General features: G+C 59.5%; 14 protein-coding genes. 9 read left to right on the forward strand and 5 right to left on the reverse strand.

The window, feature by feature from the left end; translation table 11 throughout:
• Positions 1-294: ATP-binding protein (locus tag HV770_RS37625; protein WP_246291618.1), on the forward strand; the 294-nt coding region annotated here is incomplete at its 5' end.
• A 303-nt stretch (positions 295-597) separates the two neighbouring features.
• On the opposite strand, the gene HV770_RS37630 is transcribed toward HV770_RS37625, so the two are convergent.
• The gene (locus HV770_RS37630; protein ID WP_246291620.1) at positions 598-1,320 is read right to left on the reverse strand and encodes an NIPSNAP family protein; all 723 of its coding nucleotides are present in this window, start codon (positions 1,318-1,320) and stop codon (positions 598-600) included.
• A gap of 22 nt (positions 1,321-1,342) precedes the next feature.
• Between HV770_RS37630 and HV770_RS37635 the strand changes: the two genes are divergently transcribed.
• Both HV770_RS37635 and HV770_RS39325 read left to right on the forward strand, forming a co-directional pair.
• Entirely contained in the window at positions 1,343-2,254 is a 912-nt protein-coding gene (locus HV770_RS37635) for a LysR family transcriptional regulator (RefSeq protein WP_175166468.1), read from the forward strand.
• 806 nt (positions 2,255-3,060) lie between these two features.
• Positions 3,061-3,312, forward strand: coding sequence for an MmyB family transcriptional regulator (locus HV770_RS39325; protein WP_246291622.1), 252 nt, complete (start codon positions 3,061-3,063; stop codon positions 3,310-3,312).
• A 40-nt stretch (positions 3,313-3,352) separates the two neighbouring features.
• Here HV770_RS39325 and HV770_RS37645 read toward each other — a convergent pair whose 3' ends face one another.
• The gene (locus HV770_RS37645; protein ID WP_175166469.1) at positions 3,353-3,664 is read right to left on the reverse strand and encodes a type 2 periplasmic-binding domain-containing protein; all 312 of its coding nucleotides are present in this window, start codon (positions 3,662-3,664) and stop codon (positions 3,353-3,355) included.
• Positions 3,661-4,215: a TetR/AcrR family transcriptional regulator gene (locus tag HV770_RS37650; RefSeq protein ID WP_175166470.1), complete on the reverse strand. Its 555-nt coding sequence runs from the start codon at positions 4,213-4,215 to the stop codon at positions 3,661-3,663. The genes HV770_RS37645 and HV770_RS37650 overlap by 4 nt, the downstream gene beginning before the upstream one ends.
• Positions 4,216-4,329: 114 nt before the next feature.
• Between HV770_RS37650 and HV770_RS37655 the strand changes: the two genes are divergently transcribed.
• Positions 4,330-4,974, forward strand: a complete 645-nt coding sequence (locus tag HV770_RS37655) for a glutathione S-transferase family protein (protein ID WP_175166471.1) — start codon at positions 4,330-4,332, stop codon at positions 4,972-4,974.
• Positions 4,975-5,025: 51 nt separating this feature from the next.
• Entirely contained in the window at positions 5,026-5,994 is a 969-nt protein-coding gene (locus tag HV770_RS37660) for an alpha/beta fold hydrolase (protein ID WP_246291624.1), read from the forward strand.
• A gap of 631 nt (positions 5,995-6,625) precedes the next feature.
• Here HV770_RS37660 and HV770_RS37665 read toward each other — a convergent pair.
• Positions 6,626-7,417 carry an alpha/beta fold hydrolase gene (locus HV770_RS37665; RefSeq protein ID WP_175166478.1) on the reverse strand — a complete coding sequence of 264 codons (792 nt, stop codon included), beginning with the start codon at positions 7,415-7,417 and terminating at the stop codon, positions 6,626-6,628.
• 352 nt (positions 7,418-7,769) lie between these two features.
• Here HV770_RS37665 and HV770_RS37670 point away from each other — a divergent pair, with 352 nt between their 5' ends.
• The 4 genes from HV770_RS37670 to HV770_RS37685 all read left to right on the forward strand — a co-directional run bounded on the left by HV770_RS37670 (position 7,770) and on the right by HV770_RS37685 (position 10,493).
• Positions 7,770-8,195 carry a MarR family winged helix-turn-helix transcriptional regulator gene (locus tag HV770_RS37670; protein WP_175166472.1) on the forward strand — a complete coding sequence of 142 codons (426 nt, stop codon included), beginning with the start codon at positions 7,770-7,772 and terminating at the stop codon, positions 8,193-8,195.
• Positions 8,196-8,272: 77 nt separating this feature from the next.
• Positions 8,273-8,821 carry a nuclear transport factor 2 family protein gene (locus HV770_RS37675; RefSeq protein WP_175166473.1) on the forward strand — a complete coding sequence of 183 codons (549 nt, stop codon included), beginning with the start codon at positions 8,273-8,275 and terminating at the stop codon, positions 8,819-8,821.
• Positions 8,822-8,823: 2 nt separating this feature from the next.
• Positions 8,824-9,870: an aldo/keto reductase gene (locus tag HV770_RS37680; protein ID WP_175166474.1), complete on the forward strand. Its 1,047-nt coding sequence runs from the start codon at positions 8,824-8,826 to the stop codon at positions 9,868-9,870.
• 2 nt (positions 9,871-9,872) lie between these two features.
• Complete coding sequence (locus HV770_RS37685; RefSeq protein WP_175166475.1) at positions 9,873-10,493, forward strand: glutathione S-transferase family protein; 621 nt, start codon at positions 9,873-9,875, stop codon at positions 10,491-10,493.
• 21 nt (positions 10,494-10,514) lie between these two features.
• Here the strand turns inward: HV770_RS37685 and HV770_RS37690 are convergent, their stop codons facing one another.
• Positions 10,515-11,480, reverse strand: coding sequence for an AraC family transcriptional regulator (locus tag HV770_RS37690; RefSeq protein ID WP_175166476.1), 966 nt, complete (start codon positions 11,478-11,480; stop codon positions 10,515-10,517).
• Between the last annotated feature and the right edge of the window lie 121 nt (positions 11,481-11,601).

Below are 11,601 nucleotides of genomic sequence, written 5' to 3' on the forward strand. Positions count from 1 at the left end.
GTCGACAATGCGCTGAAATACGGCCATAGCGCTGAGTTGCAACTAAACCGTTGCGAGACGCATATGGTTTTCACGGTCAGCGACCGCGGCGCCGGCATTCCGGCTCACGCACTCGAACAGGTGTTTGCACCGTTCTTTCGCCTGGAGCAATCGAGAAACCGCAGCACAGGCGGCATGGGTCTCGGGCTGACATCGGCGCGAGCCGTGATCCGCGCTCATGGCGGCGATATCGCGCTTCGCAACGGTCAATGTGGCGGCTTGGAGGTTTGCGTGACGTTGCCGCTCGCATCGTGATCGCCGCTTGCCGGCACGAAGTCCAGCACCGTCTTCTCGAGACCTCGCGCAGCCGCTCGCCGACTAGGTTCAAACAGACGCGCGCCCTGACCACTCACGCAAACAGGGTGCGGACTGGACGCTGTTGCGGCCTGGATCCGCAAATGGGTTCACACGCAGCCTGCCGCAGAAGGGACACGCAGCTTTGCTGCGGTAGAGGGCCCACGAGTCGGTGCAATCGTATAGCAAGACGCTGTTCGTACCCGTACGCTAGGCGAGAGACGACCATCGCCCAGGCGACGGTTGTCGGGGCCGACGGCGTCTTCAACATAAGGGCGACCACGGTTCGGGCAAGCAGATCGTTGACGTCGCTCTCTCTATCTGCTCGGGCCCACCTTTGGGCGGCCAAAGTCCTTCCGCATAGTGGCGCCTTCTCAGCGCCATCCGTTCTTCCAGACTCGCGAATCCCCAGACATGGGCAATGCGTGGCGGGCCGTCGAGCGAGTACATGTTAGCCACCAGGTGCGATGTGTACGCTTGCGCAGGACCGATCGCCTGCTTCCACGCGGCGATAGTTGGCGCGAGTCCTCCCGGCCTTAACCAGTAGCGCCGGATTTCGTAAAACGCGCCGAACGTCGATGGCACGACTTCCGGTAAAAAGGGAAACAGGGTATAGCTTTCCATGCTCAATTGGACATGAGCACTTTCGACATTCCACGGCCGTTCATTCAGCAACGCGCGATTGCGTTCATGCTGCATCTCATCGAGCGTTTCGAAGTTCCGCAAGACCACAACGCGCGAAAGTTCGCCGATCTCTGTGCGCCAGGCCCCAAGCAGCCGTCGGGCGGCGCTGCCATTTGACACCCACCGATGCGCGCCGGTCGAGACGGTGTCCTGTTCGAGAAGCGGACACGATAACGTCGTTAGTTCGTAAAACATATCAGATCTCCATGAGTACTTGACCGAGCCAAAGTTGCGATGAAATTTTTGCCGCGAACACCACTGTATCCCCACGGGACGGCTGGATAAACTGGCGGCGCATTGCAACAGAATCCATTAGCATTGAGCAATGGACCTCCTTAAAGCGATGACCGTCTTCGTCCGAGTGGTGGAAACGGGCAGCCTGACGGCTGCGGCGGTGGCGTGCGACCTCTCGCCGACAATGGTCGGAAATTACCTCCAGGCGCTCGAAAGCCGGCTCGGTACGCCACTCATCTATCGGACGACGCGCCGGCAGAAGATCAGCGAGTTCGGGAAGGTATATTACGAACGCTGCGTGCAGATCCTGGGCCTCATCGGCGATTCAGAAGGACTGGCGCTCGAACATCATGCGACACCGCGCGGGCGCCTGCGCGTGACTGCACCGGTGGTGTTCACGAACGAATGCCTGATTCCCGAGCTTGCGGGGTATAGCGAGCGTTATCCGCGGGTCGAGCTGGACATCGTCGCGACCGACACCCTCGTCAATCTGTTCGACGATGGTTTCGAGGCGGCCATTCGCATCGGCACCCTGACCAAGCCGGATGTCGTCGCACGTCGCCTCGCGCCGTATCGCCTCGTGCTGTGTGCATCAAGTGCTTACGTCGACGCACATGGACTCCCTGCAACACCTCAGGCGCTCAGCGAGCATCGGTGCCTCATGTACGCGTATCCGCCCCGGTCGGAATGGCACGCGGCCCCGCCCAGGTGGATGCTGAATGGCCCGGACGGCAGGGTAAGCGTAACTGTAGAGGCGGGGCTGAAAATCGACAACGCCGAAGCGCTGCGTCGAGCAGCACTACGGGGGCAGGGCATTGCGATGCTGCCTTCCATACTGGTGAACGACGATATCCGTGAAAAGCGGCTGGTCCAGATCCTGCCGGAGTTCGCCGCGCCGGAACGGCCGTTGCATCTGTTGTATCTGCGCGAAGGGCAGCAGTCACCGAAACTTCGCAGCTTCATTGAATTCGTCGTTGAACGCTTCGGGGCCAGTGCTGCTTAGGGACACGCAGACCGCCACAAATGACCGCTCTTGACAGAACCGGTCATCGCCGGTCAGGTTTGGCCCGTTCCTGTGCTCAGCAACGTCAGCGTGCGTGTCACACAGGCGCAAATCAGGTCGCTGGGCGCCTCGGCATTTAATGATGATGCGGCAAGCCGGTTGCAAATCGGTATGGAGCTAGCTCGCGGTCAAACAATGGCGGTGCACTCGCGTCGCGCTAGATCCGTGACGAGTGTCATCACGGAAACCGGTACAGGGATACGAATCCTCGCCCAATTTGAAAACCGTTCGTCTCGGGCTGCACATATTAAGAAGCCGCACAAGTCGATTCGGACGCGTGAACAGGGCGGCCCATCGGCCACGGTCGGCGCGCTGTTTGCATTGTCAACGTTTGTGCCCGTGGTCACGATCGACGAGCGGACGCTGGTCAGGGCGGCCGGGGCCCGCGTTCCACCACCTCACCAGTGCAGCATCCCCCGCGTTCCGACATGCTCGATACGACCGCACGGCTGACGAGTCAGCTACCCAACAGCGTGAAGCTTGACCTGGAGTTTCTCCTTCGGCCGAAACGCTCGCGTCACTCGCGAGACGGTGCCGGAAGTTCTTCCCATTGTCGTAGAAGGGTTGGCAGAACCCGCGTACCTGACCGGCGAACGCTGGGACATCCTCGCGTGGAATAACGCGGCGGTGCAGCTCTTACCGACTTCGCGACATTGCTCGATGAAGACGGAATATCCTCGTCTATATGCTGCTGGATCCGGCGGCCCGCAAACTGTTCGGAGAGAGCTAGGCCGGAGGCCCGACGAATGGTCTCGCTCTTTCGCGTGAACTACGATCTCTGGGCGCCCGACCCCAGCTTCGTGGAGATTGTGGAACGTCTTCGCGCGGGTTGTCCTGAGTTCATGGCGTGGTGGCGCGAGCATGGGGTTTCGGCTTCAGTGTCGGGCGAGACACATCTCATGCACGTGGGCCGCGGACCGCTTGATTTCCGCTATTCGACGTTCAAGGCGAACGATGATCCGAGGCTCAAACTGTCGATCTACGTGGAGAAATCGTAGGAGGGGCAAATGAGGTTGATACGTCTCCTTAGTGCCGCCGTCACGGGTACTGGGAGTTAGTAGCTGCTTCCACTGCCGCGTCCCAGGGAAGGCCGCCGGCAAATAGTCCGGTGATCCACCGGATGAAGGCCTCGGTCCGCGCGGGCGTGAACTGACTGGAAGGGCGGACCAGATAGATTCCTTCGTCCGTCGCGAACCGCCATTGGGGCAAGACCTGGATGAGCGTGCCCGCTGCAAAGTCACGGGCCAACGCCAGGCGATTGTGTCCTACATGGCCCCGATAGCGTCCAAAGTCAGCCGTCAGCGCGTCGCTGGCCGGCAACGCATGCACTTCGGTTATTGCTCTCTTCAAGGCAAAAGTCCTGAAGCCCGGTAACCGCGGATCGCCTCGTCGTAGACAGAAATGTCCCCGCGGCCCCTCGCGACAAGCTGTGCGCCCTCGATTGCAGCGAATACGGACAGCGCTTTTCTCGCCGCCGCAGGATCGTCGCCTTTCGCGAACATTGAGGTAAGCCACTCGACATTTATCCGGGTGAATCGTGCGACCTCCGCGCGAACTTCTGATGGGAGGTCCTGATATTCAGCCGCCATGATCCCGCAGAGACACATACGATTGTCTTCGATGAGAGCGGCTCTAAAAATCTGTGTATAGCGATCGAGCGTTATCTTGTCGTCGTCGTTTGCCTTGGACAAAGCGTCCAGCATCCGAAGCGCTTCTTCGCAGTACTCGCGCGCCAGAGCGGTTCCGAGGTCGCCCTTGGTTGCGAAGTGATGGTGGACGCCTGCGCTCTTAATGCCCACTTCCTTCGCGATATCGCGAAAGCTGAGGGCGTTGTATCCGCGCGCCTGAACCATCCGTCTGGCGATCCGCAGGATTCTCGATTTCGTATCACTCGTAGCCATGTGCGAATCATATCACGTTACTTATCGATAGGTAGGTATTGACAGCCCGATTCCCTTTTGCGTAGGATGCGGTCACTTACCTATCGATAAGTAACCATCAACATGGAGTCACACATGAAGATTTACGACATACCCGGTTTCCCCAATCCCCTTCGGATTCGCATTGTGCTGGCAGAAAAACGGCTGACCAGTGAGGTCGAATTCGTCAAGGTCGATCTCCCGGCTGCGGAACACAAGCAGCCGGCGTTCCTTGCGATCAATCCCACGGGAACCGTTCCGGTTCTGCAACTTGACGACGGAACCTTTATTTCCGAATGCACCGCGATCACGGAATACCTGGACAACCTTGACGGCAAACCGGTCCTCACTGGCGCCAATCCGAAGCAGAAGGCAATCATCCACATGATGCAAAAACGCGCCGAGTCCGAACTTATCGACGCGATTGGCTTCTACTTCCACCATTCGACGCCGGGATTGGGCGACACGTTGCGCCATTACAAGTATCCGGACTGGTCGGGGCGAGCGGAATGGGGCAATCTCCAGCGGGAGAAGGCGGTTGCCGGTATGCACTACTTCAACAGTGTGCTTGGTTCCCGACCATTTATCGCGGGCGAATCATTTTCGATGGCTGACATAACCGTATGGGCCGGACTTCTCTTCGCGGGGTTCGCAGGCATTGCGTTGCCGGCTGAGTGCACCGATCTCAGTTCCTGGCACGCGCGGATAAGTGATCATCCGTCAGTCAAAAGCCCTGCCTGACAAGCCGGTTTCAACAGGCCATTCCTGTTCTATCTATTTAGGATAACGAATATGAAATCTCACAGAAACGTCAGGTTGCGCATGATGTTGGGCGTCGCCGTCATTGCTGCAGCGGCCGCGCTCACGTTGACCTTCAACGCAGAAGCGAGCACGATCGGGACCTCCGGAGCGTCGTACACACACCAGACGGCGCCCACTAGATTCGTAGATGTAGGCGGAGCCCGCCTGGCATACCGGCGCTTTGGGCAGCCGGGGTCTGTGCCATTGGTCTTCTTCCAGCATTTCGTCGGCAACATGGATAGCTGGGACCCCGCAGTCGTCGACGGGCTGGCGAAAGGTCGGGAAGTAGTGATCTTTGACAGTGCCGGTGTAGGCAGCTCCGATGGCGACGTACCCGTGACGGTCGAAGGCATGGCTTCGTATGCGATCGGTCTGCTGCGGGCTCTGGATATCAAGCAGGCCGACCTTCTCGGGTTCTCTTTGGGCAGTCTGGTCGCACAGGAGGTAGCATTTGAACAGCCAGCACTCGTTCACCGGATAATTCTGGTCGGGAGCGGGCCGCGGGGCGGGGAAGGGATGGCATCGCTGACGCCGGAATTCCAGGCATTGCTTGCAAAGAAGCGCCATAACCCGGATGACCTCCTCCTGGATGTTTTCTTTACGCCCTCAGCGGGCAGCCAGGCTGCAGGGCAGAAATTTCTGGCGCGGCTGCATGCAAGGCAAGAAGGCCGAGACCTGCCAGTCAGCGATAAGGTAGCGCCCGCACAGGTCGCGGCGTTCGCGGCATGGGGCAGACCGCAAGCGAACTCGACCGACTATCTGAAGCAGATCAAACAGCCTGTCCTTGTCGTCGACGGGAGTCACGATATCGTCCATTACCCCATCAACTCGTTCACGCTGGAAGAGTTTCTGCCAAACTCCGAACTGATCATTTATCCGGACTCCAACCACGGGGCTCAATATCAGTATCCCGAGAGATTTCTGACCGATGCAACGGCATTTCTAGACCGGAAAGACTGAGCGTTGTTACGGGCGGCCTCTCCCTTGGGGTGGCTGCCCGAATCAGAGCCGACGGGAAAACTGATACTTTCCAGCACGCAAGAAGCTTCGCGTCACACAGAGAGATATCCGTCCGGTCCCATTGTTAACCGACGTTGACAGGCTAATGCGCGCAGACATGTATGCGACATACGGCATCATCGTCACCATCAGGTAACGGTCAAGCGATAAGTCCTCTCTCCCTGCATTGCGACAATCGCCAGTCGCTTGCTGCGCAGAGGTCGTCAGATCTTTACGACCGCATTCGTCCCGGATTCAGGCGCTAGGAACCCCGAACATAGCGAAGAATGGCCAGTTCCTGACGTTCCGTCTCGTCTGTATATCTATCCGGCCAACTACCGTTATCACTCGCGCCTGTCGACGACGCGGGGAGCGACGAGGCGCGACGCGCAGCTTGCGGATCGGACAGGGTGGCTGAGCAACCGGAAAGTGCCAGCGAAGACAGAAGCAGCACACCAGGTGCGATCGTTTTGCACAGAATCATTTTTACATCCTCAGATAAGTTAGATCGGCTGCTGGAAGCAGAATGCCTCTCGTCCAGGGACCAAGACGAGGCGGCCCGGTAGGCCGCCGCGCCCATGCTAGCGACCGGTCAGAGGACGCCTGTTGCTTGTGCTGCGTTAATGATCGCGGCGCCCACTGCATCAGGGTGAGACATCAGTGCAACGTGGCTCGCGCCAACAATCGAGGTGGTCCTGGCACCAATCTCTTTTGCCTCGGCCTGCTGAAGCGCTGCGGGAATAATCTGGTCCTGGTCGCCGTAAATCCACCACGAGGGTTTCGATTTCCAGGCTGCCTGAGACACCTTGTCGGTGAGACACCGCGCGTTGAGCGGCCCTTGGGAAGCGGCGAGCACACTGGATGTGTCTTTAGGGAGATCGGGCGCAAAACTGCTCAGATAGGTTTCCGTGTTTAGCGTGAGGAATCCAGCCTCGTCGACCACCAGACCAGTCTGCCACGCTGGTTTCGGAAATGGGCTCGTCAGGTCGGAGATCGACTGGTTGTCGCCTGGTGCGAACGCCGAGACATAAACGAGACCCACAACCTTGCTGACGCTCCCCGCTTGCGTAATGACAGCTCCGCCGTAGGAGTGCCCCACCAGAAGAACGGGTCCTTGTTGCGCGTCAATGGTGCGACTTACAGTTGCGGCATCGTCGGCCAACGACGTGCGGGCGAGTTGAACCGCGACTACTTTCAGGCCGCGCGCCTGCAAAACCCGCGTGACCGAGGACCAGCTCGAGCCGTCTGCCCACGCCCCGTGTACGAGCACGACCGTGCCGGTAGTGCGCGCTGAGGAACTGCCGCACGCCGCGACGGAGGCGAGGGTGACGAGACCGATACATACAACCAGTGCGGCAAAGAGCCGCTGAATGTGAGACATCATGATAGGCAAGTTGAAACGCGAAATGAGGTTTGAAGACCGCACGTGTCTATCGACAGCACCTATCGAAGGCAAGCGCGACGCCAGGTCAAACCGTAACCGGTGCCAGACACGTCGCCTATTGCTTGTCGTCCGGTTTCAATGACATTGCGTCCGAAAGCCGGGCGCAAAGTTTTGCAGAAGCATCGGAGCGGAATGCGAGGACCTGGTCGCCGCGTGACCTAAGGTGCCGATCAACAAAGGCGGGGCCAGAAATGATGATCGATGCGCCGACCGTGCTACACGGAACAAGCCTGCTGCAAGCCGGTTACGCGAGCACTTGACAACTGTGTAACTGCACACGAAAATACGCCACATGAAATCACTGACTGGTCCTGACTTGTGTCATTGCCTGGCCGCGCGCCGTGCCGCAAGGTATGTGTCACGTATCTTCGACAGCCACCTGTCAGGCGTCGGTATTTCCATTTCGCAGTTCTCGATACTCGCGCTCGTTAAAGAACACCCAGGCATCGCGGTCTCCGATCTGGCCGACCTCATGGTCATGGAGCGGACCACGCTCGTGCGCGCACTGAAGCCGCTTAGAGAGTCGGGGTGGCTATCGACCGTTACAGAAGGCCCTAAAGCGGCGCTCACATTCACGCTGTCTGCGTCAGGCAAAGCCAAGCTGGCGGAGGCCGAACCGTCCTGGCAGGCAGCCCAGGCGGAGTTTGAGTCCGGAGTCGGTCGCAAACAGGCGAATGCGCTGCGAACGGGGCTGTTGAATGTCGTCTTCGAAACCTGAATTTTTTTGGCCGAATATGTGTAACTGCACACATAGGCTGACCCACGCCGATCAACCGATTCCGAACAGGAGCTTGCATGGCCGCTTTCGCACCTATTTCACGTCAGGGCGCAGTCAACGCAGACGACCGCGCTAGTGCCGTCGATTTCGTTAATCGCGTTAACTGGTTCTTCGAGACCTGGGACGTCGAAGCCATGATCGATGCGTTTCTACCGGACGCCGTCGCGTATCACTTTCATGGCACGATTCGCGGACACGCCGAAATCCGGCGCTTCTTCGAGCACGACTATCCGTATCTGATACCGGGCGTGGGGCGTCATGCGACGAACCATATCGTCGATGCAGACGGAGACGGTGTTGTGGTGCGATATCAGAACCTGCTGATACGCCATGCCGCGCCAGAGGATGCACCGAAGCTCGGGGCCGGCCAGGTGATGCACAGCGATAGCGGACTGCCCGCGATCTGGCTTTATTCCCCGATGCGGGATCGTCTGCGCAAGACGTCGACGGGGTGGAAGATTTATGAACGCTATATCGGTGGCTCGATCACTAACCGCGCATTGACGCCCGTTGACACGTCGGCTGTTGCTGTCGCGCCGTACCTTCCGAGCCTGCAAGGAGCGTGAGCATGCGTTATCGACTCTTTGGTCAGCATACTGGTCTGCGCGTATCGGAACTGGTGCTTGGTACCGCCAACTTCGGTGGGCGATGGGGCTATGGCGCCAATCTCGATGCATCGCGCGAGATTGTGGACCGGTACGCCGATGCGGGCGGCAACTTCCTGGATTGTGCAGACGTCTATCAGTTTGGTGAATCTGAGGAATTTCTCGGCACACTCCTCGAGGGTCGTCGGAACAATTTCGTGATTGCGACCAAGTATACGCAGGCAGCGGTACCGAATGCAGGCGCATTGGCAACAGGCAATAGCCGGCTCGCGATGCGACTGTCGGTCGAGGCAAGTCTCAAGCGGCTAAAAACGGATCGCATCGATCTCTACTGGGTGCACTTTTCTGATGGCGTCACACCGACCGACGAGATCATGCGAGGCCTCGACGACCTCGTGCGCAGCGGCAAGGTTCTGTATGTCGGGCTATCGGATTTTCCCGCTTGGCGCGTCGCGCGGGCGTCAACGATGGCCGAGCTACGCGGCTGGGTGCCGGTAGCCGGTTTGCAGTTCGAGCACAGCCTGGTCGAGCGGACGAGCGAACACGAGTTGATACCAGCGGGCAAGGCGCTGGGGCTAGGGATGGTGGCATGGTCGCCGCTTGGTGGCGGATTGCTCTCGGGCAAATACCGGCGCGGCGAGAAAGGCCGCCTCGAAGCGCTGGGCGGTGCGGTATTCCAGCAGGAAAATTCCGCCCAGCGTACAGCGGTCGTCGATGCCACCCTTGCGGTCGCGACCGAGCTCGGTGTTACGCCGTCCGAAGTGGCAGTGGCCTGGGTTTTGCTGAAGGGTTCCCTGCCGATAATCGGACCGCGGACGAGCGAACAATTCGCCGCATACCTCGGCGCTTCAAAACTCGAGTTGGCACAGCACCATGTCGAACTGCTGGATCGCGCGAGCGCATTGGCCCCAATCTTTCCGCAGTCGATGATCGATGCGCCAGCATATCGGCAAGCTGCGGCCGGAGGCCAGTACGAGCGTGTAATCATGCCTGAAACGTCAGCTTCCTGAGGATGCGCGACGACGTTATCCTGTATGGCGCGAGGACCGGTAACTGCCTGCGTGTGGCGATTGCATTGGAGGAACTCGGCATCGCGTACCGTACGGCTGCGCTCGATCTTCGGGCGGGCGAACAGCGCACCCCTGCTTTTCTCTCGCTAAATCCGCTTGGAAAAGTGCCGGTCTTGCAGGTTCGCTCGCCGGGGAACTCATCACTCGTCATTGCGCAGTCCAACGCAATTCTTCTATACCTTGCAAAGCGGGCAGGAGGGACGCTGTTGTCGCTCGAGGAGGATGTGTATTCCCCGCTTGCGTTAGAACGCTTCCTGTTTTTCGTGACTGACGTGATTGCGCCTAACCACGCGTCCTTCTTTCTGCGCAGCGAAGGATGCGACGAGGGGTGTCGATTGATGGAGCAACGCAGCCTCGACGCGCTTCTTGCGAGCGAGGGGTTTCTGGAAAACGCACGATTCATGGCGGGGCAGTCATTCACACTGGCGGACATTGCTGCCGCCACTATCGTAGCCGCGTTGTCGTCGTCGATCGACTGGATGGTGCATCCGCGACTTCGTCGGTGGTTCGCGTGTGTCATGGCGCGCCCGGGCGTGAAACGTGGCATGACCGCTTTCGACTGACGCTCAGCGCGAGGGCGTACGTTAGTTCGAAGCGCCGCTATCGCGCGCGGCGCGGGGCGAATATCCGAAACATGCTTTGAATGCCCGTGAGAACGAGGCGTCCGACCCGTAACCGGCGACGGACGCTGCCTCGCTGATCCGCACACGGCCGTTGCGCAGCAGGTCCGCAGCGAGAGTCAGTCGCCACCGGGCGAGATACCGGAGCGGCGGCTCGCCGACAACCTTGGTGAACCGCTCTGCAAAGTGTGACCGTGACATGGCCGCGATTTTCGCGAGTTCGTCCAGCTTCCATTCCCGCGCGGGCTCGCCATGCATTGCCGCCAGCGCATGCCCAAGTCGGACATCGCCGAGACCCCGGAGCCATCCACTGTGAACCGGACGAGTGGTTGCCCACTCGCGCAAGCTCCTTATCACGAGCAGATCAATCAGGCGTGAAATCATCAAGGCAGCGCCAGGCGCCGCCTCGCTCGCCTCCAGCCGCACGAACCGTAGGAGCGCGCGCTGCCATTCGGGCGCGCCTGATGCTTCGGCGCGAAGGTGCATGACATTCGGAAGACCAGCAACCAGCGGGCCCACTGAAACCGACTCGAGCTGAAATGAACCGGTCAAGACGCGAAAGGACCCGCCGGTGGAACTCTGTAAACCGACGGGTACCGGGAGCGAACCCAACACTGACCCGGGTGTGTCGACCGTCGTCAGGACGTGCGCGCACCCCCTCGGTAGAAGGACGAGATCACCTGCGGCCAGGGACACGGCATCATTAGTCGCGGTATCGAGTCTGAACGCGCCGCGTTCGACAAAATGAAAGCGGGCGCGTCCGGCGTCGAACGCTTTCGATTGAGCCTCGCCGGTCTCGTACACCTCGATCGATTCACCCCTTAGCCGTACCAGATCCAGAACGTCGGAAAGCACATCCTGCCGGGGCAGCCTATAGCCGCGCAATGCCCGCTGACGCGCGAGTAAGCCCGTTGCCTCGTCGACAATCATGCTTTAAGCCGGCGGTTTCAAGAGTGAAGCGCAACAGCGGGTTTAATGTTTAGAGCCTTGAGGTTGACTTGCTGAGGCAAGGGTCGCGGCGAAGACCTCGAATGGCGAATGGAAGGCATGA

It is taken from the genome of Paraburkholderia fynbosensis (genome assembly GCF_902859935.1).
In the GTDB taxonomy this organism is placed as follows: domain Bacteria; phylum Pseudomonadota; class Gammaproteobacteria; order Burkholderiales; family Burkholderiaceae; genus Paraburkholderia; species Paraburkholderia fynbosensis.